The sequence below is a fragment of the Agromyces sp. Marseille-Q5079 genome (assembly GCF_051016555.1).
In the GTDB taxonomy this organism is placed as follows: Bacteria; Actinomycetota; Actinomycetes; order Actinomycetales; family Microbacteriaceae; genus Agromyces.
Map to the genome: position 1 here is coordinate 86,806 of NZ_JBPEJF010000002.1, position 23,385 is coordinate 110,190.

The 23,385-nt window shown below is 71.2% G+C and carries 26 protein-coding genes and 2 tRNA genes; 12 read left to right on the plus strand and 16 right to left on the minus strand.

Features of this window, described 5'->3' with window-relative positions:
* Positions 1-82: 82 nt before the first annotated feature.
* The 4 genes from ACR3IO_RS04160 to galU all read right to left on the minus strand — a co-directional run bounded on the left by ACR3IO_RS04160 (position 83) and on the right by galU (position 2,846).
* Positions 83-158: transfer RNA gene (locus tag ACR3IO_RS04160), tRNA-Ala, on the minus strand.
* Between the two features lie 58 nt (positions 159-216).
* A complete protein-coding gene (locus tag ACR3IO_RS04165; protein ID WP_434069916.1) occupies positions 217-1,230 on the minus strand; it encodes a hypothetical protein in 1,014 nt (337 codons plus the stop codon).
* Between the two features lie 51 nt (positions 1,231-1,281).
* The gene (locus ACR3IO_RS04170) at positions 1,282-1,944 is read right to left on the minus strand and encodes a GNAT family N-acetyltransferase (RefSeq protein ID WP_434069917.1); all 663 of its coding nucleotides are present in this window, start codon (positions 1,942-1,944) and stop codon (positions 1,282-1,284) included.
* A gap of 2 nt (positions 1,945-1,946) precedes the next feature.
* Positions 1,947-2,846, minus strand: coding sequence for a UTP--glucose-1-phosphate uridylyltransferase GalU (galU, locus tag ACR3IO_RS04175; protein ID WP_434069918.1), 900 nt, complete (start codon positions 2,844-2,846; stop codon positions 1,947-1,949).
* Between the two features lie 72 nt (positions 2,847-2,918).
* Between galU and ACR3IO_RS04180 the strand changes: the two genes are divergently transcribed.
* From ACR3IO_RS04180 to mscL, 3 genes are read left to right on the plus strand one after another with little or no spacing between them, the layout of a single operon-like run.
* Entirely contained in the window at positions 2,919-3,497 is a 579-nt protein-coding gene (locus ACR3IO_RS04180; protein WP_434069919.1) for a 5-formyltetrahydrofolate cyclo-ligase, read from the plus strand.
* 31 nt (positions 3,498-3,528) lie between these two features.
* Positions 3,529-3,834 (plus strand): FmdB family zinc ribbon protein, encoded by a 306-nt coding sequence (locus tag ACR3IO_RS04185; RefSeq protein WP_434069920.1) that lies wholly within the window; start codon positions 3,529-3,531, stop codon positions 3,832-3,834.
* 38 nt (positions 3,835-3,872) lie between these two features.
* Positions 3,873-4,301: a large conductance mechanosensitive channel protein MscL gene (mscL, locus tag ACR3IO_RS04190; protein WP_434069921.1), complete on the plus strand. Its 429-nt coding sequence runs from the start codon at positions 3,873-3,875 to the stop codon at positions 4,299-4,301.
* A 64-nt stretch (positions 4,302-4,365) separates the two neighbouring features.
* Here mscL and ACR3IO_RS04195 read toward each other — a convergent pair whose 3' ends face one another.
* Complete coding sequence (locus ACR3IO_RS04195; RefSeq protein ID WP_434069922.1) at positions 4,366-4,614, minus strand: hypothetical protein; 249 nt, start codon at positions 4,612-4,614, stop codon at positions 4,366-4,368.
* Positions 4,611-8,297, minus strand: coding sequence for an AAA family ATPase (locus ACR3IO_RS04200; RefSeq protein WP_434069923.1), 3,687 nt, complete (start codon positions 8,295-8,297; stop codon positions 4,611-4,613). Before ACR3IO_RS04200 ends, ACR3IO_RS04195 begins: the two co-directional genes overlap by 4 nt.
* 237 nt (positions 8,298-8,534) lie before the next feature.
* Here ACR3IO_RS04200 and ACR3IO_RS04205 point away from each other — a divergent pair, with 237 nt between their 5' ends.
* Both ACR3IO_RS04205 and ACR3IO_RS04210 read left to right on the plus strand, forming a co-directional pair.
* Positions 8,535-8,843, plus strand: a complete 309-nt coding sequence (locus ACR3IO_RS04205; RefSeq protein ID WP_434069924.1) for a rhodanese-like domain-containing protein — start codon at positions 8,535-8,537, stop codon at positions 8,841-8,843.
* A complete protein-coding gene (locus ACR3IO_RS04210) occupies positions 8,840-9,142 on the plus strand; it encodes a metal-sensitive transcriptional regulator (protein ID WP_434069925.1) in 303 nt (100 codons plus the stop codon). The genes ACR3IO_RS04205 and ACR3IO_RS04210 overlap by 4 nt, the downstream gene beginning before the upstream one ends.
* 87 nt (positions 9,143-9,229) lie before the next feature.
* Here ACR3IO_RS04210 and ald read toward each other — a convergent pair whose 3' ends face one another.
* On the minus strand, positions 9,230-10,330 hold the full coding sequence (gene ald, locus ACR3IO_RS04215) for an alanine dehydrogenase (protein ID WP_434069926.1): 1,101 nt from the start codon (positions 10,328-10,330) through the stop codon (positions 9,230-9,232).
* A gap of 126 nt (positions 10,331-10,456) precedes the next feature.
* Here ald and ACR3IO_RS04220 point away from each other — a divergent pair, with 126 nt between their 5' ends.
* On the plus strand, positions 10,457-10,972 hold the full coding sequence (locus tag ACR3IO_RS04220) for an Lrp/AsnC family transcriptional regulator (protein WP_434069927.1): 516 nt from the start codon (positions 10,457-10,459) through the stop codon (positions 10,970-10,972).
* 54 nt (positions 10,973-11,026) lie between these two features.
* Here ACR3IO_RS04220 and ACR3IO_RS04225 read toward each other — a convergent pair whose 3' ends face one another.
* Entirely contained in the window at positions 11,027-12,091 is a 1,065-nt protein-coding gene (locus ACR3IO_RS04225; protein WP_434069928.1) for an ATP-dependent DNA ligase, read from the minus strand.
* Between the two features lie 223 nt (positions 12,092-12,314).
* Between ACR3IO_RS04225 and ACR3IO_RS04230 the strand changes: the two genes are divergently transcribed.
* The gene (locus ACR3IO_RS04230) at positions 12,315-12,587 is read left to right on the plus strand and encodes a hypothetical protein (protein WP_434069929.1); all 273 of its coding nucleotides are present in this window, start codon (positions 12,315-12,317) and stop codon (positions 12,585-12,587) included.
* A 28-nt stretch (positions 12,588-12,615) separates the two neighbouring features.
* On the opposite strand, the gene ACR3IO_RS04235 is transcribed toward ACR3IO_RS04230, so the two are convergent.
* The gene (locus ACR3IO_RS04235; protein ID WP_434069930.1) at positions 12,616-12,855 is read right to left on the minus strand and encodes a hypothetical protein; all 240 of its coding nucleotides are present in this window, start codon (positions 12,853-12,855) and stop codon (positions 12,616-12,618) included.
* Positions 12,856-13,016: 161 nt separating this feature from the next.
* Positions 13,017-13,091: transfer RNA gene (locus ACR3IO_RS04240), tRNA-Arg, on the minus strand.
* Between the two features lie 274 nt (positions 13,092-13,365).
* Between ACR3IO_RS04240 and ACR3IO_RS04245 the strand changes: the two genes are divergently transcribed.
* The gene (locus tag ACR3IO_RS04245; protein ID WP_434069931.1) at positions 13,366-14,400 is read left to right on the plus strand and encodes a lactonase family protein; all 1,035 of its coding nucleotides are present in this window, start codon (positions 13,366-13,368) and stop codon (positions 14,398-14,400) included.
* Between the two features lie 305 nt (positions 14,401-14,705).
* On the opposite strand, the gene ACR3IO_RS04250 is transcribed toward ACR3IO_RS04245, so the two are convergent.
* The 4 genes from ACR3IO_RS04250 to ACR3IO_RS04265 all read right to left on the minus strand — a co-directional run bounded on the left by ACR3IO_RS04250 (position 14,706) and on the right by ACR3IO_RS04265 (position 18,447).
* On the minus strand, positions 14,706-15,479 hold the full coding sequence (locus ACR3IO_RS04250) for a CHAP domain-containing protein (protein ID WP_434069932.1): 774 nt from the start codon (positions 15,477-15,479) through the stop codon (positions 14,706-14,708).
* A gap of 317 nt (positions 15,480-15,796) precedes the next feature.
* On the minus strand, positions 15,797-16,294 hold the full coding sequence (locus ACR3IO_RS04255; protein WP_434069933.1) for an HNH endonuclease: 498 nt from the start codon (positions 16,292-16,294) through the stop codon (positions 15,797-15,799).
* Positions 16,295-16,668: 374 nt separating this feature from the next.
* Positions 16,669-17,523 (minus strand): C40 family peptidase, encoded by an 855-nt coding sequence (locus ACR3IO_RS04260; protein WP_434069934.1) that lies wholly within the window; start codon positions 17,521-17,523, stop codon positions 16,669-16,671.
* Positions 17,524-17,754: 231 nt separating this feature from the next.
* Positions 17,755-18,447 (minus strand): metal-dependent transcriptional regulator, encoded by a 693-nt coding sequence (locus ACR3IO_RS04265; protein WP_434069935.1) that lies wholly within the window; start codon positions 18,445-18,447, stop codon positions 17,755-17,757.
* 70 nt (positions 18,448-18,517) lie between these two features.
* Between ACR3IO_RS04265 and serC the strand changes: the two genes are divergently transcribed.
* Together serC and ACR3IO_RS04275 are read left to right on the plus strand one after the other, a co-directional pair.
* Positions 18,518-19,633 (plus strand): phosphoserine transaminase, encoded by a 1,116-nt coding sequence (gene serC / locus ACR3IO_RS04270; RefSeq protein WP_434069936.1) that lies wholly within the window; start codon positions 18,518-18,520, stop codon positions 19,631-19,633.
* 5 nt (positions 19,634-19,638) lie between these two features.
* A complete protein-coding gene (locus ACR3IO_RS04275; protein ID WP_434069937.1) occupies positions 19,639-19,899 on the plus strand; it encodes a DUF2530 domain-containing protein in 261 nt (86 codons plus the stop codon).
* Here ACR3IO_RS04275 and ACR3IO_RS04280 read toward each other — a convergent pair.
* On the minus strand, positions 19,881-20,747 hold the full coding sequence (locus ACR3IO_RS04280; RefSeq protein WP_434069938.1) for a DUF3027 domain-containing protein: 867 nt from the start codon (positions 20,745-20,747) through the stop codon (positions 19,881-19,883). The two genes, ACR3IO_RS04275 and ACR3IO_RS04280, sit on opposite strands and share 19 nt — an antisense overlap.
* Positions 20,740-21,120, minus strand: coding sequence for a cold-shock protein (locus tag ACR3IO_RS04285; RefSeq protein ID WP_434069939.1), 381 nt, complete (start codon positions 21,118-21,120; stop codon positions 20,740-20,742). Before ACR3IO_RS04285 ends, ACR3IO_RS04280 begins: the two co-directional genes overlap by 8 nt.
* 106 nt (positions 21,121-21,226) lie before the next feature.
* On the opposite strand from ACR3IO_RS04285, the gene ACR3IO_RS04290 reads away from it, so the two are divergent.
* Entirely contained in the window at positions 21,227-21,502 is a 276-nt protein-coding gene (locus ACR3IO_RS04290) for a hypothetical protein (protein ID WP_434069940.1), read from the plus strand.
* A 9-nt stretch (positions 21,503-21,511) separates the two neighbouring features.
* Complete coding sequence (locus ACR3IO_RS04295; RefSeq protein ID WP_434069941.1) at positions 21,512-23,377, plus strand: helicase-associated domain-containing protein; 1,866 nt, start codon at positions 21,512-21,514, stop codon at positions 23,375-23,377.
* Positions 23,378-23,385: the final 8 nt, after the last annotated feature.

The window sequence follows — 23,385 nt, forward strand, 5'->3', positions numbered from 1 at the left end:
ACTATGCCCGCGACGTCACGGGCCGGAGCACCTGGGGCCGGATGCACGAAAGGCCGGCTTTCGCCGGCCTTTCGTGTGCTGCTGGTGGACCCAGGGGGATTCGAACCCCCGACCTTCTCATTGCGAACGAGACGCGCTACCAACTGCGCCATGGGCCCGAGCGAGTACGAGCCTATCATCCCCGAAAGGGTGGTTCGGACCATCGGGCGGCCCCCATCAGCTCGCCTGGCGACGTCGACGCAGCACGGCGTCGAGATCGTCGAACCGACGCTGCGGCGAGCCCACGACGCCCATGCCCGCGTAGGGGCTGACCTCCTCGACGACCGGTTCGGCGTCGACGGGTTCGGGCTTCGACGCGGCCGGCGCGATGGTCGGCATCGGGGTCGCGAGCTCCTCGATGCGCTTGGCGCGCTCGGCCTCGAGGGCGAGGCGCTGCAGCTCGGCGGCCGCCTCGATCGAGGCCATCGCCGTTGCCGCGATCGTGCCGCGCGAGAGCGTCAGCGGGCGCGGCAGCGGCTGCGGCGTCCAGCCCTCGGGTGCGGCATCCGATTCGACGAGCTCGACCGGCTCGAACGGTTCCGAGACGCGCGGGGCCGCGGCGCGCACGACCGGACGGGTGACGCGGGCACGGGCGAGCACCGAGAGCGCGACGAACGCGGCGACGCAGATCGCGACGCCGACGATCACGACGGTGACGGCGGTCGCGACCGCCGCGAACGCGAGCATCACGGAACCCACGACGGCGGTGACGAGCCCCGCCAGCAGCAGCAGCGAGCACAGGGCCCGCCGGCGGCGCAGCATCCGGGGCGAGATCGCGGCGGATGCCACGGAGCCGGTGCGCCGCTCCGCGGCGGCGGCGTCGACGACGGAGATGGGCTCGGTCGGCACGGCGATGCTCGCGACGACCTCGGCCGCCGCGTCCGCAGCCGCCTGCGCGGCACGGCGCTCGGCGATCGCGAGCCGCTCGCTCGCCTGCTCGTTCAGCCGCGCAGCGCGCTCCTGCTCGTGCAGCACGCGCTGATGCGCGGCGACCTGGCGCGCCGTCGCCTCGATGATGACGGGCTCGGGCGTCTCAGCCGTCTCGGCGAGGATGCGGAGCGTCTGCTGCAGTCGCACGGCATTGCGCTCGGTGGCGACGTACTGGCGACGACGGATCCAGATGGGCATGAGGTACGCGAGCCACAATGCCGCGGCCACCGCCACGAGCAGCCCCCCGCCGATCACGCCCATGGCACAACGCTAGGACACGGCGGACGGATGGTGCGACGCAGCCCGGGCGTGTCAGCGATCGGACACTCGCAACGGCTGCGCCGCCGCGGCGCGATCCTCGGGGTGGATGCGCGCGGCGTCGGCCGGCGCCCGCCCGTCCTGCCAGCGACGGAGCACTCCGCCGGGCACCTCCTCGGCCACGAGCGCGAACGCGAAGTGGTCGCACCAGGCGCCGTCGATGTGGATGAAGCGCCGGCGCAGCCCCTCGTAGCGGAAGCCGAGCTTCTCGACGACGCGCAGGGAGGGACCGTTCTCGGGCCGGATGCAGATCTCGATGCGGTGCAGGCGCAGCGTGCGGAAGCAGTAGTCGGTCGCCAGCGCCACGGCGGTCGGCGTGATGCCGCGGCCGGCCGCGCCCTGGGCGACCCAGTAGCCGATCGAGGCCGACGACAGCGAGCCGTGCGTGATGGAGGACACGTTCATCTGGCCGACGATCGCGCCGTCGACCTCGATGAGGAAGGGCAGCGCCGAGCCGTTGCGTGCGTGCGCGAGCAGGTTGCGGATGCTCGCCCTCGCGTCGATGACCGTTCCGCCGCCGGGGTACGTCGCCTCCCACCGCCTGAGCCAGGCCCGGTTCTCGAGCAGGACCCGCTCGAGGGCCTTGGCGTCTCGCGCGCGGATGGGGCGCACGATGATGTCACCGTCGCGCAGGGTCGGGATCCCGGCGGCGGGCATGGTCAGTCGCGCCCGAGGCCGGCGACGTACTCGACGAGCCAGGGCTTGAGCTCGGGCCCGAGGTCGTCGCGATCGGCGGCCAGCTGGATGACCGCCTTGATGTAGTCCAGCTTGTCGCCCGTGTCGTAGCGACGACCGCGGAAGATCACGCCGTAGACGCCGCCCGTGCCCTCGACGTCGGCGGCCATCTCCATGAGCGCGTCGGTCAGCTGGATCTCGCCGCCCTTGCCGGGCTCGGTGTGCTCGAGCACGTCGAACACCTCGGGCTTCAGCACGTAGCGGCCGATCACAGCGTAGTTCGAGGGGGCGTCGTCCTTGGTCGGCTTCTCGACGAGGCCGGTGACGCGCACGACGTCGTCTTCGTCGGTCAGCTCGACGGCCGCCGCGCCGTAGAGGTGGATGCTGTCGGGGTCGACCTCGAGGAGCGCGACGATCGAGGCGTCGCGCTGCACCTGCTCCTCGAGCATGCGCGCCAGCAGCACGTCGCGCGCGTCGATGATGTCGTCGCCGAGCAGCACCGCGAAGGGCTCGCGGCCGACGTGCATCTTCGCTCGCAGCACCGCGTGGCCGAGGCCGAGCGGATCGCCCTGCCGCACGTAGTGCATGTCGGCGAGGTCGGTCGACTGGTTCACCTTCTCGAGCTTCGCGGTGTCGCCCTTCGCGACGAGCGTCGCCTCGAGCTCCGCGACGCGGTCGAAGTGGTTCTCGAGCGCGTTCTTGTTGCGCCCGGTGATCATGAGCACGTCGGTGAGGCCCGCCTCCACGGCCTCCTCGACCACGTACTGGATCGCGGGCTTGTCCACCACCGGGAGCATCTCTTTCGGCATCGCCTTGGTCGCGGGGAGGAATCGGGTGCCGAGGCCGGCGGCCGGGATCACAGCCTTCGTGATGCGTACAGTCATGCGCCTCAGCGTAACCGGACGCGCGACTCCGTGCAGTCCTGCCCCTGCCCCGATCGTCTTAGGATGGGGGCCATGTCCGACGATCCGTCCGTTCAGAAGCGCATTCTGCGCGCCGAACTCCGCGAACGCCGGCAGAACATGCCCGACCACGAGCGCCGGCTCGCGACCGAGGGCTTCACCGCCCGGCTCGAGGAGCTCGTCGGGTCGACCGAAGCCGAATCCGTCTCGTGCTACCTCTCGATGCCGAGCGAGCCCGACACCCGGCCGTTCGTGGAGTGGGCCGAGGCCCGCGGCATCCGCGTACTGCTCCCGGTGACCCGGGAGGACGGGCTGCTCGACTGGACGATCGGCGAGAGCGACGACGAGATCCTCGGCCTGCACGGCACGCCCGAGGCGGTCGGCGAACTGCTCGGCCCGATGGCCATCAACGACGTCGACCTGATCCTCGTTCCCGCCGCAGCGATCGACTCCACGGGCATGCGATTGGGCTGGGGCCGGGGCTATTTCGACAAGACCCTCGGTTCGATGGGAAAATGTCCTCCGGTGTACGCCGTGGTGTTCGACAGCGAGTTCGTCGAAGAGGTTCCACGCGAGGTGCACGACCAGCCGGTGAACGGCGTCGTCACCCCGACGCGCATCCACGCGTTCTAGCAGCGATGCACCCCCGAACCGAAAGAGCTCCATGCCCACCTATTCCTACCGTTGCACCGTGTGCGACAACGCCTTCGACATCCACCAGTCGTTCAGCGACGACACGCTCACGACCTGCGAGGCGTGCGGCGAGCCGCTCCGCAAGCTCTTCAACACGATCGGCGTGACCTTCAACGGCTCGGGCTTCTACCGCACCGACTCGCGCGCCGGCGGCTCCGGCGGCCCGTCGAAGGGCGGTTCCTCGACCGGCGGCGCGTCGTCGAACTCGTCGTCGACGACGTCGAGCGGCTCGTCGTCCAGTTCGTCTTCCGGCGGTTCCGCCGCTAGCGTGGCCTGAGTCGGGTCGGCCCAGCGACCCGGGTGGGGAGACGGAACGTGCTGCGCGGATTCAGGGATTTCATCACACGGGGCAACGTGATCGACCTCGCGGTCGCGGTCGTCATCGGCGCCGCGTTCACCGCGGTCGTGAACTCGATCGTCGGCAACCTCATCGATCCGCTCATCAGCCTCGTCTTCCGTGCGGATTCGCTCGACAAGGCCATGGTGTGGAGCATCAACGGGTCGGAGTTCCGCTTCGGCGCCGTCATCGGCGCGGTGATCTCCTTCCTCGCGGTCGCGGTGGTGGTGTACTTCGTGTTCGTGCTGCCCATGAACGTGTACCGCGATCGGCGCGCGAAGGCCGCCGCCGCCGAGGAGGTCGAAGACGCGGGCCTGACCGAGACCGAGCTCCTGACCCAGATCCGCGACCTGCTCGCCGAGACCGGCTCCGCGAACTCCGGCGGTTCGGGGCATCCGAGGCACTGAGACCGGGCGGATGCCTCGAGCCCGAGGCCTCCGCGGTCGCCGGCTCCCCGCTCGACGGGGCCGTTCAGCCCCAGTGCGGCGGCTTCTCGCGCGTCAACCGCTCGTCTTCGGCGCGAGCCGGCCTGCGGGCGCCCTCATCGTCGTCGGCCGCCGCCTCGCGTCCGGGCACGGGCGTCTCGGGCGACGGGTCGGTTCCGGGCGCCGGCGTCAGGCGCGCACGACGCGCTCGTCCGCCGGCCCGCTCGACACGCTGCCGACCGCGCTTCGCAGGTTCGTCGTCCGGGCTCTCGTCGGTCGCGTGCTCGTCGTTCATTCGGACGCGGCATCCGCGGGCAGCACCGGCGGGCGGCCCAGGAGGGTCGCGACCCGATCGGCGACGGCCTCGGGGTTGCCGAACAGCTCGAAGCTGTGCACGCGGAGGTAGTGCCAGCCGAGGCGGCGCAGCACGTCGGGTCGCAGCCGCAGCGACTCCCGCAGGCTGTAGCCGGTGAGCACCTCGTCGGTCTCGACCACGACCGCCTTGCCGGCATTGGCCGCGGCAAGGGCGAGGCGTCCGCGGTGACCGGGCGAGATCCGGATGCCGCGGCGTTCGAGCCTCGCGGCGAGGTCGTCGAGCATCGACGACCCGCTCGACCCGTTGGGGCCCTCGGCAGCACGCTCCTCGGTCTGGCTCAGGATGCTCGCGAGCGCCAGCACGCCGTGCGACTGGCGATCGGCGTCGATGTCGTCGGGGCGGAAGGCCGAGACGAGGTCCATCGAGCGACGTGCGCGGGTCATGCCGACGGCGAGGAGGCGGTCGCCCCCGGGCTCGCCGAGCGAGCCGAAGTTCGACAGCAGTCGGCCGTGCGGGGTGCGCCCGTAGCCCACGGAGAAGATCACGCGGTCGCGGGACTGCGCGACCGACTGCTCGAGCGTGAGCACGGTGAACGGCTCGGCGCGATCCTTGAGGATGAAGTCCGAGAGGTCGGTGCGCTTCGCGAACGCGGCGAGCACCGACTGGTGCACGCGGGCGGCGTGCCTCGTGCTCGCCGTGATGACCATGAGCGATTCGCGGGGCCGCTTGACGGCGTGCTCCATGACGAGCTCGACGACCTTCGCCACCTCGGAGTCGATCGATTCGACGGTGCCGGTGACCTGGTCGGGCAGCCCGTTGCCCCGCACGTAGTGCAGGCCGAGACTGCCGTGCCCGAGGAAGCTGCCGGCCCACGGCAGGGACTCGATGCGGCCGCCGTAGAACCGGCGGTTCACGAGCTCCGCGAGGTCCTCGCCGCCCGCCCGGTAGCTGCGGGTGAGCGTCATCGTCGGCAGCAGTTCGCCGAGGCGGGCGAGCGCGGAGTCGGCGTGCAGCGCGTCGACACCGTCGGTCTCGACCTCCGCGTCGGCTGCGGCATCCGCCCGGTCGGGGTCGTCGAGCCCCGTCTCGAAGATCGTCGGGGTCTGCGTGACCGGATCGCCGAACGCGACGACCTGCCTGGCCCGCTTGATGGCGCCGAGGTTCTCGGCCATCGTCGTGGATCCGGCGTCGACCAGCATGACGGTGTCGAACGTGATGGACGGGTCGATCGCGGCGACGTCGTACGGCGAGGCGAGCCAGATCGGCGCCAGCGCCCGGAAGAGGTGCGGCGTGTCCCGCTGCAGCGAACGCCCGTCGACGCGGTCGCCGCGGAGGGCGCGCTTCAGCCGTTCGGCCTCGTCGGGGTGGTCGACGAGCGCGACCTTCCAGCTCTCGCCCAGGTGCCATGCCAGCTGCGGGCCCGCGGATGACGCGTGCGCCTCGTCGACGAGGCGGAAGTCGCCCTCGAGTCGGTCGAGGAGCGCGGTGTCGGCGCCGAGCAGCGCGGTGTCGGTCGCGAGCATCTGCTCGAGCACCGACTGCCACCAGGCCAGCTCCAGCTCGGATGCGACGACGTGCTCGGGCACGTGCCGCCGCGCGAGGTCGACGAGCAGCGGGTCGAGTCCGAGGTCTCGCAGGCTCGCGAGCAGTGCCGTGCGCTCCTGCAGGTTGGCGAGCACCTCGGATTCCGCGGCGAGGCCGGTCAGCATGGTCGTCAGGTCGCGCACGGGGCGCGCCGCGAGACGACGGGGCGTCCCGGACAGGCCGAGCGGGGTGTCCAGCACCGCCAGGTCGCCCTCGACGGAGCGGTACGCCACGTGGACGTCGTCGAGCCCGACCGGCACCGCGGGGATCGATCCGGCCTCGGAGTAGCGCTGCCAGAGCGTGCGCTGCTGCTGGATGCCGCGAAGGGCCGCATTCAGGTCGGTCACGTGCACGCCGGGGCGCACGTACTCGAGCGCGTGGCGGCGGAGCCTGCGCCGGTTCGCACCGGACATGCCGGGAGAATCGCGCCGGGGCGCCGTCGCCGAGATGAGCTCGCCCAGCGGTCGGTCGAAGACCGACGGGCGGAAGCGGTCGAGCGTCTCGCGCACGTCGAGCAGCAACCGGAGGAAGACGCCGAGCTCGGCGACCGACTCGAACGTGCGCAGGCGCGTCTGCCCGATGAGCGTGCGACCGCGGTCGATGAGGCGCGGCACGTCGGTGGAGCTGAGGCGCTTCGCCAGCTCGTGGGCGGTCGTCGCCTCCTCGGAGGACGTGAACGAGGCGCCGTACCAGGGCGAGTCCCCGGGGCCGTACTTGAACTCGCCGAGCGCGGCGGCGCGCACGAGGTCGCGCGAGACGGCATCGCGCCCGTCGGCGAGCTCGACGAGGGAGGCGTGGCCGAGCCGCGCGGTCGTCGACGGCGCGGCGGGCAGGAGCGCGAGGCGGGCGAGTTCGCCGAGTGCGTCGAGTACCGAGACGTGCAGGCCCGGGTCGCGACGGGTGAGCGATGACCGGTAGTCGACGAGCGCCTTCCGCAGGCGCACGAGCGCGTCGTCGACGTCCGCGACCCGCGGCCGCTCGACCTTCTCGTTGCGCGAGATCGACGTGATGAGGTCGCGGCGCAGGGCCGCGGTCGTGACGGCGGCGCCGCCGAGCCCGACCTGGCCGAGCCGGTGCGCGATGCCGTCGAGGCTCGCGCGCCGCGCGCCGACGACGAGCACGCGCTGGTCCCTGGCGACGAGGGATCCGACCGCATTCACGATGGTCTGCGTGCCGCCCGTGCCGGGGAGGGTCTTCACGACCATCGAGGTGCCCGCCTCGATCTCGGCGATCACGCGTTCCTGCTCGGGATCGGCGTCGAGGAGCAGGGTGTCGGTCGAGGGCGGACGCTCGTCCTGCGGCACCGGGCGAGCCCGCTGCCCCGAGTCGGCGTACCTGGCCTTGGCGGCCGGGTTGCCGGCGATGGCGTCGATGAGCGGGTGCTCGAGGTTCGCGGCATCCTCGGCCATCGAGGGGCCGACCTCGGCGAAGGAGGAGACCACGAGACGCGGCGCGACCTGGAACCACGGCAGGTGGCTCGTGAGGCCGCGGAGGCGATCGATGACCGGCTGGGGCTTGAAGACGCCGTTCGTGATGGCGAGCGCGACGAACGCGTCGGCGTCGAGCGTGATCTGGAACTGCTCCCGCAGCTCTCGCGCGAGCGCCGGGTTGAGGTAGGGCTGGCCCTTGAGCTTCAGCTCGAAGTCCCGGCCGTAGCGGCGGATCGCGAGCGGGCGGAGCAGCACCGGGGCGAGGAACTCCTCGCCGCCGTTGCGCCACGAGGCGAGGCCGATCGCGAGGTGCACCGACTCGATGCCGCGCACGGAGCGGAGTTCGACGCCCTTCTGCGTGATCTCGGCGGCGGCGAGCTTCGCATTGCGCAGGGCGAGCTCGTCGCGGATCAGGCTCGAGAGCAGCGTCGAGCGACCTGTGATGAACTGCGGCAGGCCGCCGGGGTGGGTCGTCGAGAGCTCGATGCGTGTGCGCGGCGTGTCGACGAAGCGCACGAGCGGCGATCGCCCGCCGACCGTCTCGAGTTCGCGCTGCCAGCGCCGCCAGGCGGGCTCGGCGACATTGCCGGCGACGAGGTCGGGGTCGCCGAGGCTCAGGCTGTGGGGACTCGTGAGGTTCTGTGGCATGGCTTCCGGGGTGAGTGCGTCTGCGGCGGCATCCGACTGCGCGTCGAGGAGCGCATCCTCTTCTTCGTTCCGATCGAGCCGCCGCACACGGACACGATAAGGCCCGAACGGGCGTTTCGTGGGATGCAGCGCCGTCGGATGCCGGTTCAGATACCCCCCGGGTATCGTGGTAGCCTCGACCCCTGCCCTACGCTGTGCCCTTCCGCCCAGCCCCTCGACCCGAAGGAGCCGCCCGCCATGCAGGAGATCACCCCCGCCGAGGTCGAAGCGCTCGAGGGCGCCGTCATCCTCGACGTGCGCGAGCCGCACGAGCTCGAGAAGGCCCGCATCGAGGGCGCCCTGCACATCCCGCTGGGCGACCTGGTCGCCCGGGTCGACGAGGTCCCCCGCGACACGACCGTCTACACGCTCTGCCACGTCGGCGGACGCAGTGCGCAGGCGACCGCCTACCTCGAGAGCATCGGCGTCGACGCCGTGAACATCTCGGGCGGCATCCTCGCGTGGTACCGCGAGGGCCTTCCGCTCACGCTCGCCGGCTCGGAATGACCATCCCCGAAGAGGAGGCGCAGCGTCGCATCCTCAACCGGCTGAAGCGGGCCCGCGGCCAGCTCAACGCGGTCATCGACGCGGTCGAGTCCGGCGGCGACTGCCGCACCGTCGTGACCCAGCTCTCCGCCGTGTCGAGCGCACTCGACAAGGCGGGCTTCGCGATCATCTCCTCGGCGATGCGCGACTGCATCGCCGACGAACGCCCGGGCGCGGCATCCGCCGCACGGCCCGACGACGTCGGCCGCGAACGGCTCACCGTCGACGAGCTCGAGAAGCTGTTCCTCACGCTCTCCTGAGGCGGACGGTCGAGGAGCGAAGCGTCTCGAGACCCGCGCGATGCGGGCCTCGAGACGGCGCCCGGGGCGCCTGCTCGCCCAACGGACTCAGCTCGCCGTCTGCAGCTCCAGCCCGTGCGCGAGCGCGACGCCCTCGTTCGTGAGCCGGCCGGCCGTGGCGTTCAGCCCCTTGGCGAGCGCGGGGTCGGCTCCGAGCGCCGCCTCCCAGCCGAGGTCGGCGATGCGGACCGCGTACGGCAGGGTCGCGTTCGTGAGCGCCGGAGTCGAGGTCGCCGGCACCGCGCCCGGCATGTTCGCCACGCAGTAGAAGATCGCGTCGTGCACGCGGAACGTCGGCTCGGCGTGCGTGGTGGGGCGCGAGCCCTCGAAGCACCCGCCCTGGTCGATGGCGATGTCCACGAGCACGGCACCGGGCTTCATCTGCGCGACCATCTGGTCGGTGACGACCTTCGGCGCGGCGGCGCCCGGGACGAGCACGGCGCCGATCACGAGGTCGGCGTCCTTCAGCTGGCGGGCGATCTCGTAGGGCGAGGACGCCAGCGTGTGGATACGGTGGTCGTAGCGGGCGTCGATCTCGCGGAGCTTCGGCAGCGAGATGTCGAACACCGTGACGTCGGCGCCGAGGCCGAGCGCCGTGGCCGCAGCCTGCTCCCCCGCGACGCCGCCGCCGATGACGATGACCTTCGCGGGCGACGTGCCGGGCACGCCGGCGAGCAGCACACCCGCTCCCCCCTTGGAGGCCAGCAGCTCCGCCGCGCCGACCTGCGGCGCGAGGCGACCCGCGACCTCGCTCATGGGCGTGAGCAGCGGCAGCGAGCGGTCGGTCAGCTGCACCGTCTCGTAGGCGATCGCCGTGACGCCCGAGTCGAGGATCGCGCGCGTCAGCGGGAGGTCGGCCGCGAGGTGCAGGTAGGTGAAGAGCGTGAGGTCCTCACGGAGGAAGCCGTACTCGGCCTCGATGGGCTCCTTCACCTTGAGCACGAGCTCGGCCGACCACGCCTCGGCGGCCGTGGCGGCGATCTCGGCGCCGGCGGCGAGGTACTCGGCGTCGGTGAATCCGGCACCGGTGCCCGCTCCCGCCTGGATGGCGACGCGGTGGCCGCGCTGCACGAGCGTGTGCACTCCGGCGGGCGTCATCGCGACGCGGAACTCGTTGTTCTTGATCTCAGCGGGTACGCCGATGTACATGAGGGACTCCGAACGAAGTTGGTTGTTTTCCCTCATGGTCGCTCTTTATTCGCTCGATTGAAAGAACCACTGCACAGAATTCGGTAGACTCGCGACATTCGTTTCAATAGTTCGATTGGATGCCGCATGAGCGAGGTTTCGCCGCAGATCAGCCCAACGCTCCCGACCGGCCCCGCCGTCCTCGACGAGCTCGATCGCGCGATCATCGCCCGGCTGCACGAGAACGCCCGCATCCCGAACATCGACCTCGCCCGCGCCGTCGGCGTCTCGCCGTCGACCTGCCTCGCGCGCGTGCGCTCGCTCCGCGAACGCGGCGTCATCGTGCGCTACACCGCCGAGATCAACCCGATCGCGCTCGGCTTCACGCTGCAGGCGCTCGTGAGCGTGCGCATCCGGCCCGGGGCACGACACCTGATGGAGCAGATCTCCGACGAGCTCCGCCGCGAGCCCGAGGTCGCCCAGCTCTTCTTCCTCGGCGGCACCGAGGACTTCCTCATCCACGTGCGCGTGCGCGACAGCGAGCACGTGCGGCAGTTCGTGCTGAAGAACCTCTCGGCCAACCCGGCCGTCGCGCTCACCGAGACGAACCTCGTGTTCGAGCACCATACGGCGCTGTCGGCGGGCCTCCGGGCCGTCATCTGAGGCGCGGCCGCCGAGCAGCCGAGCGGCCGCCCGGCCGTGGCATCCGCCGTCGGGTCAGCCGCCCACGGGCAAGATCTGCGACAGGTCGAGCCCGTCGGGCGACTCGAGCTGCGCGTACGTGCACGACGCGGCATCCCGATCGGTGCGCCACCGCTTGAACTGCGCCGTGTGGCGAATGCGATCGCCCTCCATCTGGCTGTAGCCGACCTCGACCACGAGCTCGGGGCGCAGCGGCACGAACGAGAGGTTCTTGCCGGCCGACCAACGGCTGACCGCACCCGGCATCCGCGTGCCCTGGGCCTCGGGGTCGGCCCATTCACCCCACGGATGCCGCGACAGGTCGGTCTCGACGTACGGCTCGAGCTCGGCGACGAGGCTCGCCCGGCGGGCCATCGGGAACGAGGCCGCGACGCCGACGTGGTGCAGCCGCCCCTCGTCGTCGTAGAGGCCGAGCAGCAGCGAGCCGACGATGCCGCCGGTCTTGTGCCACCGGAAGCCGGCGACCACGCAGTCGGCGGTGCGCTCGTGCTTGACCTTGAACATGCTGCGCTTGTCGGGCAGGTAGGCACCGTCGAGCGGCTTGGCCACGACCCCGTCGAGGCCCGCGCCCTCGAAGCGGGTGAACCACTCGCGCGCCTCGGCGAGGTCGGCCGTGGCCGGCGTGACGAACACGGGGTCGGATGCCGCGGCCAGCGCGTCCACGAGCAGTCGACGGCGCTCACCGAAGGGCCTGGGCATCAGGTCGTCGTCGCCGAGCGCGAGCAGGTCGAAGGCGACGAAGGCCACCGGCGTCTGCTCGGAGAGCAGCTTCACGCGCGACGCGGCCGGATGGATGCGCTGCTGCAGGGCGTCGAAGTCGAGGCGACCGTCGCGCACGAGGATGATCTCGCCGTCGACCACGCACCGCTCGGGCAAGTTCTCGCGGAGCGCCTCGACGAGCTCGGGGAAGTACCTGGTCATCGGCTTCTCGTTGCGGCTGCCGAGTTCGATCTCATCGCCGTCGCGGAACACGATGGTGCGGAAGCCGTCCCATTTCGGCTCCGTGTGGCCGAGGTCGGGGATCTCCTTGACGGCCTTCGAGAGCATCGGTGCGATGGGCGGCATCACGGGCAGGTCCATCCGTCCATCATGCTCCGCGTCGCCTCGCCGCGGTAGCACCGGGACTCTTCAGGGAATGCCCTGCCCCCACTCGGATTCGTGGCGTATGCTCCATCTGGGTCGACCCCGACGACGTGGCCGACCGGAACGAGGAACACACCATGCACGACCGCATCACCATCGATCCGAGCGCCCGAGCGACGACTGCCCTTCCGAGCACCGCACCGCATCCGAGGGCCGCACGATGAGCTCGATTCTCGACCAGCCGTCCCGCTCGCGCGGGCACCTTCCGTCCCAGGGGCTGCCGCCCATCGGCACCTGGTGGACCCTGCTCGACCGCGGACTCCAGCGCGAGATCCTCGCGAACCCCGCCGCTCCCCTGCGCCCGTTCGTCGTGCGCCGGGTGTTCGAGATCTGCGGCCTCGACATCGGTCGCGCGCCGACCGCCGCCGTTCGACTCGGCGCGAACGAACGCGCCTACATCGCCGGCTGGGCGCACGCCGTCGACTGGACCTGAGCGGCCCTCGACCGAGGCGTTCCCGAGATCAGCTCGCGTCGCGACTCGCGCGCCCGACCTGTCGGGCGATCCATGCCTGCCAGGCGACGAGGACGCGCGGCGGGGCCTGGTGGTGCCGGCGCGAGTTCTGCAGGCGAGGGCCACGGCCGTGCCGGCGAGCGTCGGTGCGGCTCCGGCTGTGCCGCTCGCTGGCGGGCGCCTCACCGTGCTCGGGCACGCCGGGCACGAGGTGGGTGGCGTCGTGCAGCACGGAGACGAGCGTGTCCATGGAATCTCCTCGAGGTCCGGTTCTCTTGCAGTGCGAGCACGATGCGCGCTCTCACACTGTACGAGCGAACTCCGCGCCGCGATACTCCGCCGCCGAGACGGCGCCCCCGCCGTCTCGGCGCCTTGGATCGCATGGCCTGACGCATGGCGACCACGCATTCGTGGTGCCCCTGGAGGGACTCGAACCCCCAACCCTTTCCTTAGGACGGAACTGCTCTTCCATTGAGCTACAGAGGCTGACCGCACGAGTTTACCCGCAATGGCGGGCGGGTCGAGAACCCGCTCCGTCACGCGAACGACGGATGTCGCGGGCACGGCGTGCACGCACCCCGGGGATCCGAATCGCCGCTCAGCTCGAAGTCCTCGCAGGTCGGGAAGCACGCTCGGTTCGGGCCCGGCACGGCGTCGGCACGACGGGGTCGGTCGACCGCGATACCCTGTCCGACGGCGTTCCGCACGTCGCGCGGTGCTCGCGCACGTCCGGCACTCCCCCACAACGGAACGGAGCATCATGAGCGGCACGAGATTCTGGGTCGGCGCGTCCACGGTCGGCGCGCTCGGGTCGCCCGCACGCGGCATCCGCCCGCTCGAGGTCGCGGCCGACGGCGCCATCACGCTCGGCGACCCCGTCGACGTGGGCGAGAACCCGATGTTCCTCGCCGTCTCGCCTGCCGGCGTGCTCGGCATCGTGCACGAGCTCACCGTCGGCCGGGTCTCGACGTGGAGCATCGACGGCGACGCCGTGCGCCCCTTCGGCGATGCCGGCGCCACGGGGGCCGGCGACCCGTGCCACATCGCCTTCGACGCGACCGGCGACTGGGCCTTCGCCGCGAACTACTCGGGCGGCGTGGTCACGGCGCATCCGGTGCGAGCGGATGCCGCGGCCGACGCCGCGCTCTCCGCCGCGTACAGCGGCACGGGGCCCGACCGTTCGCGGCAGGAGTCCTCGCACCCGCACCAGGTGGTGCTCGATGCGGCCAGGTCACGACTTCTCGTGCCCGACCTCGGAGCCGACCGCATCCGGGTGATCGGTCTCGACGGCCTGCCCGAGACCTTCGACCCCACCTCAGGCGAGGCCGCGGACATCCTGATCCACGCCGGCGCGGGGCCACGGCACCTCGTGATCCTCGGCGACCTCGCGGTCGTCGCGAACGAACTCGACCGCACGGCGAGCATCATCGACCTGGTCACCGGCCTCGAGCTCGACTCGTTCCCGGTCGATGCGAGCGTGGCTCCGCGGGGCCTCGGGCTCTCGGCGATCCGGCTCACGGCCTCGGGCACCGTGCTCATCGGCGATCGCGACGCCGACGCCCTCGCGTGCCTCCGCTTCGACGCCGATGCCCGTACGCTCACGCACGTCGCCTCCGTCAGCACCGGCGGCCGGCATCCGCGCGACCTGCATCTCACGCATGACGAGCGATTCGCGCTCGTGGCCGACCAGGCATCGGATTCCATCGCCGTGATCGAGCTCGAGTCCGGCGTTCCCACCCACGTCGTGCGCACGGTCAGCACGCCCGCGCCCGCGTGCCTCGCCCGCCTGCCCTGATCGGTCCCCACGCGCCCTGATCGGTTCCCTGCACGCTCGGGGCGTGCGGCGCAGCCGTCTGGCCGGGCGAGTCGCTAGTTGTAGCCGAGCACCACGATCGCGGAGGTCGTCGGCGAGAGCTCGTCGACGAACGTGTTCTCTTCGAGTCGTGATTCGTTCACCGGCTGCGTCATCGCGGTCACCTGCCTCTGCGTGGGATGGTTCCCAACGCTACGGGAGTCGCGTCACCGCATCATTGTCCGAGTCGTCCAACTTCGCGTGCGGATTTCGCCACATCGTCACAGTCGGGCGACCGACGCCGCGGATCAGGTCGGCGGGTAGAGGTACAGCGCGTCCCCGGCGGGGATCGTGCGCTGGTGGTACGAGTGGTCGGAGTTCTGGTTGTACTCCTCGATGTTGACGGTGCCGTCGCCGTTGACCGACTGCACGTACGCCACGTGGTTGTACGGGAACCACGCGACCGCGCCGACCACGGGCACGTCGCTCGTGGGCCATCCGTGGGAGACCCACTCGTCGGCCCAGGCGTAAGCGCTGCCCGATGCGAGGTTCGACCAGTCCCACTTCCAGGGCGCGCTCGTCACGCCGGCGTCGCGGTTCAGGCGCCACGCGACGAAGTCGACGCACTCACGGTAGTAGTACCGGAGCGGCGAGAGGCCTCCGCCGTAGTCGTCGGGGATCTGGTCCCACCAGGGGTAGTCGTCTCCCTCGGCCTTGACGGTGTAGATCGCGTAGGCGCCGGCGCCTCTCGACGCGAGTTCGGCGGCCCAGGCCGCCTGGGCCTCCTCTTCGGCGTTCTGCGCCGCCTCGTCGATCTCCGCCTTGGTGGTGACCGAATAGGCGTCGCTCGAGACCGGGGCGCCGGAGGCGTCGGCCGAGACGTCGACGTCTTGCGCCTCGGCCACGGAGAAGCTGAACCGGCCGGAGGTCTGGAACAGGTCGCCCGAGGGCATCAGCGCATAGGCCGGCATCGCGACGGTGCCGACGATGGCCGGCACCACGAGGACGGTCGCGAAGACGCGGAGCGGGCGGACCCGCCGCACGGTCGTGGTCGAGCGCCCCGAGCCGGGCGCCGGAGGCACGGCATCCGAGTGCTGCCGCATCGGCTCGGAGGGCGCGGATGCCGCTGCGGCGCGCCGTTCGGCGCGGCTGGGGTTCCGTCGACGCGCACGGGCGGGCTGGGAGGGGGCCGATCGTCGCGATCTCGCGGACTCGGCCGCGCGCCGTTGCGAGCGCGATGGCTGCTCGGCGTTCTCACCTTCGTGCAAAAGTCGATCCTCCGGACACCGTTCAGGGCCGCGGTCGGGACCTGTTCGGGATACGTGCGTCGTCGCATCGGCCGGGTCGTCCGGCGACTGGATCCACCCTAGGGCAACCGAACGGCGAAGTCACCCCGACGTCACGCCACGTTCGCGAGATACTCGTCCCACTGCGGGAGCGGGCGCTCGAATCCGCGCACGACCCAGCTCCGTCCGTGCGGCATCCTCGGCGTGAACCGGAGCTCCCAGCCCATCTCGGCCGGGGTGTGGTCGCTCTTGAGGTTGTTGCAGCGCAGGCAGCACGCGACGAGGTTCTCCCAGGTGTCGCGTCCGCCGCGCGAGCGCGGCAGCACGTGGTCGATGGTCGCAGCGGAACGTCCGCAGTACGCGCACCGGTGCTCGTCGCGGCGCAGCACCCCACGTCGGCTCACCGGCACCGCGTGCACCCGTGGCGTTCGCACGTACCGGGTGAGCACGATCACGCTCGGTCTCTGCCACGAGCCGCTCGCGGCGCAGACGGGATTGCCCTCGTCGTGCCGGATGATGGTCGCCTTCTGGTTCATGACCAGGAGGAGCGCCCGCTTGAAGGAGACGACGGCGAGGGGTTCGTAACCCGCGTTCAGCACGAGTGTGCGCATGGAGTGCCTTTCGATCGGGGCTGGATGGCTTCCAGCCGCGTGAACGGAACGACGCTCCGGCGACGTGCGGGTCGCGTGAGGCCATGAAGGGGGCGGATGTCGCGTGCCGACGCAGAACCGGCCCGAGAACGCAGAACGGGCACCGTCATGAAGACAGTGCCCGTCGAAACGTCGGCTCGGCTGGTGATCGGCTGACTACTGCGCCGTTGGTGGAATTGCGCGCGCGCATCCGCGGAATGGATGCTGCACGTGCGGACCATCGGCGTTCCCCTCGCCCGGATCTCGGATCGTCAGGCTTTCAGGCTACGACATGAATGACGCGCCGGGGCCTCCCGGCGCGTCATTCACAGGTCGTGTCACGCGATGTTCACGCCTCAGATGCCGATGCGCACGATGTAGTAGTCGCTCGTCCAGATCGGCTGCACGCGAACCGCGGCGCCTTCGTACGGCGCGTGGAGGATCATGCCGTTGCCGGCGTAGAAGCCGTCGTGGCCGTCCATGATGACGAGGTCGCCCGGCTGGGCGTCGGCCTCGGAGATCTGCGTGCCCATGGCGCCCTGGCCCGCGGAGGAGTGCGGCATGCCGATGCCGAACTGCGCGTAGACGTACATGACGAAGCCGGAGCAGTCGAAGCCGGCCGGCGTCGCGCCGCCGTAGACGTAGGGCGTGCCGATGTACTGCGTGGCGACGTTGTAGACGCTCGCGAGGTCGTAGCTCGGGTACGCCGGGTTGGCGAGGAAGGCGTCGACCGACGGCCCGGAGTACGACGCGGCGTACGAGGCCATCTCGGCCTCGGCGGCGACGCGCGCGGCCTCGGCGGCCTCGGCCTGGCGCTGGGCCTCCGCGGCGGCCTCGATCTCGGCCGCGGTCGTGGCGGCGAAGCCGTCCTTCGTGACCGGGGCCGCGATGACGTCCTCGGCGACCTCGACGGACTGCGCCTGCGCGTTCGTCAGCTTCGTCTCGGCGCTCGTCGCGAACTGCGGGCCGTTGCTGCCCGGGGCGAACGCGTACGCCGGGATGGCGATGGTGCCCACGATGCCGGCGGCCAGCGTCATGACCGCGACGTTGGCGACCGCTCCACGACGCAGCGGCCTGGTCGAGGCCAACGGCTTCCGCGCGATCACCTCGTCTGCAGGCGTTGCCGCACGATCGCGGTTCTTGCGCGCGACCGCCTTGGCGGTGTTCCTCTTGAGCTGGGCATTGGGACGACGGGGGGTGAATCGAGCCAAATCGGGTTCCTCCACCGCCCCACGGAAAACCTGATCCGTCCCACCTGGTGCGCTCGAGGCGCGTCTTCGTCCTGAACCGGGCGGTGGGTGCTGAGAGGCGATCCCGGTCCTGGTCCGACGACCGGCTTCGTGCCGTCGAACTCGACCGAGAATACGTGACGATGGACCGAATGTCACATTCTGATCACGGTTCGGCGCACATACTTGCGAGAACACCCCCGAACGGGGGGCCTACACGCCGATGAAGATGTGGCCCGCGACATCCGTCGTGAGCTCGAGTCCGCCGTCGACCCCGTCGACCTCGACGAGCACGTAGCCGCCGTTCCTGGCGAACCTCGCGGCGGCACCCGGGAGGATGCCGGCCTGCTTGAGCTGGAGGAGCAGTTCGGGGTCGAACTGCACGGGCTCGCCGAGCCTGCGAACGACGCCGCGGACCTCGGTCTCGCTGTCGGCGAGGGCGTCGGTGACGCGCACGACGCCCGTCATGAAGGGGGCTGCGGGCTCGAGGCCCAGTTCGTCGAGCCCGGGGATGGGGTTGCCGTACGGGGAGTGCGTGGGCTCGCCCAGGATCTCGACGAGGCGGCGCTCGACCTGCTCGCTCATGACGTGCTCCCAGCGACAGGCCTCGTCGTGCACGAACTCCCACTCGAGTCCGATGACGTCGGCGAGCAGCCGCTCGGCCAGGCGGTGCTTGCGCATGACGTGCACGGCCTTGCTCCGGCCATCGGGGGTGAGCTCGAGGTGACGATCTCCGGACACGACGACGAGCCCGTCCCGCTCCATGCGGGCGACGGTCTGCGAGACCGTCGGGCCGGAGTGGCCGAGACGCTCGGAGATGCGGGCGCGCAGCGGCACGATGTGCTCTTCCTCGAGGTCGAGAATCGTGCGAAGGTACATCTCCGTGGTGTCGATGAGATCCGTCATCAGCAAGCCCTCCCTGTCGCAGCCCGTCATCAAGCCTAGCCGGATGCGGAGCCTCGTTAGACTCGACTCCATGCCGAGCCTCGTGATCCCCAGCGACCTCCTGCCCGCCGACGGACGATTCGGCTGCGGCCCGTCCAAGGTGCGGCCCGAACAGCTCGCCCACCTGGCCGCCGAGGGCCCCGCGCTGCTCGGCACCTCGCACCGCCAGGCGCCGGTCAAGAACCTCGTCGGGCGCGTGCGCAGCGGCCTCTCCGACCTGTTCGCCCTCCCCGACGGCTACGAGGTCGTGCTCGGCAACGGCGGCTCCACCGCGTTCTGGGACTCGGCCTCGGCCGGGCTCATCGAACATCGCGCCCAGTTGTGCGCGTTCGGCGAATTCGGCCAGAAGTTCGCGGGCGCGGCATCCGCCCCGTGGCTCGAGGCGCCCGACGTGCGCAAAGCCGCCGCGGGCACGCGCTCGAACCCCGAGGCCGTCGCCGGGGTCGACGTGTACGCCTGGCCGCACAACGAGACCTCGACCGGCGTCATGGCCCCCGTGCAGCGCGTCGCGGGCGACGACGGCGCGCTCACCGTCATCGACGCGACGAGCGCGGCGGGCGGCGTCGCGGTCGACCCGACCCAGTTCGACGTCTACTACTTCGCGCCCCAGAAGAACTTCGCCTCCGACGGCGGCATCTGGTTCGCCCTGTTCTCCCCCGCCGCCATCGAGCGCGTCGAGCGCATCGCGGCTTCCGACCGCTACATCCCCGAGTTCCTCTCGCTGAAGAACGCCGTCGACAACTCGCGCCTCAACCAGACGCTGAACACGCCGGCCCTTGCGACCCTGCTGCTGCTCGAGAACCAGCTCGACTGGATGAACGGCTCGGGCGGCCTCGACTGGGCCGACGCCCGCACGCGCGAATCGTCCTCGGTGCTCTACGACTGGGCTGCGCGCACCTCGGTGGCCACCCCGTTCGTCGCCGACCCCGCCGATCGCTCGCAGGTCGTCGTCACGATCGACTTCGACGAGTCGACGGATGCCGCGAAGATCGCGGCGATCCTGCGCGAGAACGGCATCGTCGACACCGAGCCCTACCGCAAGCTCGGCCGCAACCAGTTGCGCGTCGCGACGTTCACGGCGATCGAGCCTGACGACGTCCGCGCGCTCACCGCGTCGATCGACCACGTGCTCGAGCGGATCGGCTGAACCGCATGCGGCTCTGGCTCGCGGAGTCGGAGCGCCGGCCGGATCCGGCGCCCGCCCGTGCCGATGCGCGCAAGGCGGTGCTCGCGGGCACGGCCCTGTGGCTCGTCGCGCTCGCGGTGTGCCTTCTCCTGCGCGACGCGCTCGCGTCGGCCGGCCTGGAGTGGCTGATCTGGGCGTGCGTGGCGGGCGCGGCGCTCGGCGTGATCGCGTTGGTCGTCGTGCTGGCGATCAGGCGCCGAGCGGCACGTCAGTCCTCGTCGTCGTGACGCCCGGCTGAGTCCGCGTCGCCGTCCTCGGCACCCGCAGGCTCCTCGGCCGCGAGCGACGACTCGTCGAGTCGGACATCGTCGTGGTGCGCGTCGTCGAGCGAGCCCTCGTCGAGCTCCTCGAAGTCGATGCCGTCGAACGCGTCGCGATGCGCGTCGTGGTCCGACGCGTCGGACTCGCCGTCGCCGTCGTCGCCCGCACCGTCGTCGTCATCGTCGTCGTCGTCGAACTCGTCGTCGGCGACGATCTCGAGCTCCTCGGACGCGTCGTCGAGGTCGTCGCCGTGCTCGTCGTCGCCGGCTTCGCGCGCGGCCTCGGCCGCCGCCGCCTGCGCGGCACGGTAGTCGGCGAGCCGCTCGGACCAGGGGATCCAGGCGGGCGCGAGCAATGCGCCGTCGCCCGGCATCAGCTGCGTCTCGACGATCGTGGGCTCGGCGTCGTCGACCCGTACGAGGGTCACGCTCCAGTGCCATCCCGGATATCCGGAGAGATCGGACGCGAAGTGCAGCGTCAGCACGTGCTCGCCCTCGGCGATGTGGCCGATCACGGAGCCGACGGTCTCGGGAGCGGTGGTCTCGAGCAGTGCCCGGCGCGCGAGGTCGACCGCGTCGAGCAGCACCTGGTCGGGTTCGAACACCTCGGCCGGCTCGTCGGCGACCAGCGCGTCGGGAGCCGGAATCGTCTCGGTGCCGGTCTCGGACGACTCGGCGTCGTCGGCGATCGACTCGACGCCGGTCTCTGAGGACTCGACCTCGGTCGCACCGTACTCGAGCGCATCGCTCACGACGGATGCGTCGACGTCGGCCGCCGCATCCGCCCGGATCTCGGAGTCGGGAAGCTCAGGCATCCAGATCGTCAGCCACCTTGCGCAGCACGGCAGCCACCGTGCGCGCCTTGGACTTCTCGGGGTACCGGCCGCGACGGAGGTCGCTGCCGATGCCGTCGAGCACCTTCACGACGTCTTCGACGATGATCGCCATGTCGTCGGCGGGCTTGCGGTTGATCTTCGCGAGGCTCACGGGCGCGTCGAGCACGCGCACGGACAGCGCCTGCGCACCCCGCTTGCCCTCGGCGACGCCGAACTCGAGGCGAGAGCCCGCACGCACGGTCGCGCCGGCGGGAAGAGCGGAAGCGTGGAGGAAGACCTCCTGGCCGTCATCTGAGCTGATGAAGCCGAACCCCTTCTCCTCGTCGTAGAACTTGACCTTGCCGGTGGGCATCGTGTGAACCTCGCTCGTGTCGGAGGCGCGCCGAATGCGCGCGCCCTGCAACGACCAGTCTAGAGTCCCGACCCCCCGCACGACGCCGCTGCCGTATCCTTGAGGCGTGAGCGAATCCGATCAGAGCGGCAGCCATCGCGTCGAGCGCGTCCTGGCGTACATGTTCACGACGATGGTGCTGCTCTCCGTGGCCGCATTCATCGCCGTGCTGATCGGCACCATGGCCGGCGTGGCCGAGAACGACGGGTTCAGTCAGGGCATCTGGCCGGTCGTCATCATGCTGCCCTGGTTCGGACTGCCGCTCGGCTTCCTGATGCTCATCGCCCTGTTCATCGTGCACGCGGTGAACCGGGCCCGCTCCTCGCGCCCTCGAACGAACTGATCGGAGACGATGCTCGAACTCGCCGCGCGGCTTCGCGCGCTGCCCCGACCAGGACTCGCGGCCGCGCTGCAGACGCGCGAGTTCGACACGACCGGCATCCGCGACCTCTTCGACCTGGCCGAGGTGCTGCTCGCGCCCGACTCGCTCGATCACGTCATCTCCAGACTCGACCGTCCGCGCCTCGCGGTGCTGGCCGCGACGGCTGAGCTGACCGCCGACCACAACGACACCACGGTCGACGCGGTGGTCGACGAACTCGCCCGCCTCGGCGCATCCGCGGAGCTCACGAAGGCGGCGCCCGACCTGCTCGACGATCTCGCCGCCCTGCTGATCGTCATCCTCGACGGACGGCGCGTGCACCTGCCCATGGCGGTCTCGAGCCGCCTCGCCACGCGCACCGGCCGCGACGTCCCGGATGCCGCGGATCTCGCCGCCCCGGCGCCGCCCGTGCTCGTCGGCGTCGACCAGGTCGACCGCACGATCCTCGACCGCCGAGCCTCCGAGGCGGCATACGCCACCGTCGCGGCGACGGCCGAACTCCTCGCCGCGCTCGGGTCGCAACCTGCCCGCGAGCTCGCGAAGGGCGGTCTCACGCTGCCCGACTCGAAACGGCTCGCCGAGGTGTGCGGCATCGACCTCGACGCCCTGCCGCGCCTGTTCCACCGTGCTGACGAGGCGGGTCTGGTGCTGCGCGACGGGGCCTACTGGCTGGAGTCCGACATCGGCGCGAGCTGGACCCAGCGCAGCGCCGCGGAGCGATGGCAGCGCCTGGCCGAGCAGTGGCTGTCGCGCATCCCGCCGACCCTGCGCGAACTCGTGGCCCGCCGCAGCGAGACGCTCTCCTCCACCGACCTGCGCGAAGACGTCCGCTGGCTGTATCCGGCGGGCGGCCGATGGCTCGACGACGGGCTCGACCGCCTGGTCGACGACGCCGAGGCGCTCGGCCTCGCCGTGGCCGGCGAACCGGTCGAATCCGGCCGCCTCGTGCTCGTCGGCGACGTGGAGCGTGCAGCCGCGCTCCTCTCGGCGCACTTCCCGGCGCAGGTCTCGAAGGTCTACCTGCAGCACGACCTCACGATCGTCTCGCCGGGCCCGCTCGAGCCCGTGCTCGATGCACGTCTCCGTGGGTTCGCCGACGTGGAGGCCCGCGACCTCGCCTCCACATACCGCGTGAGCGCGGCATCCGTGAACCGCGGCCTCGCCGCCGGCGAATCGGCCGACACCATCCTCGCGTTCCTCGGCGGCATCTCGCTGACCGGCATCCCGCAGCCCGTCGCCTACCTCATCGACGAGGCGGCCAAGCGCTTCGGCAGCGTCCGCGTCGCCACCGCCGACGACGCCGAGCTCCCCGCCCGCACCGTGGTGCGCTCCGACGACGAGCAGGTCGTGCGCACCCTCGCCGTCGACCAGGCGCTGAGCGCGATCGGACTGCGCCAGGTCGGGCCCAACCGCCTGCTCTCGCGATTCGCACCCGATGTCGTCTTCTGGGCGCTCTCCGATGCCCGCTATCCGGTCGCGGCCGAAGACCGTGACGGCGCCATCGTGCGCCTGCGGCGGCACCATCTGGCCCAGTCGCCGCCGCCGCCCACCGCGAGCGACCCCATCGGCGCGATGCTCGATCGCGTGCTCGTCGACGGCGACGACGACGCCACCGAGGTCGCCTGGCTCGCCAGGCAGCTCGAGGCGGCCGCACGAGCGAAGGAGACGCTGACCGTCACGGTGCGCATGCCGGGCGGCACCACCGCCGACTACCTGCTCGCCCCCGCGAGCGTCGCGAACGGTCGGCTCCGGGCACGTGACCGCAAGGCCGACATCGAGCGCACGCTGCCCCTCTCCGCCATCGCCGCCGTCATGCCGGCGCCGTCCAACGTGTGACGCCGATC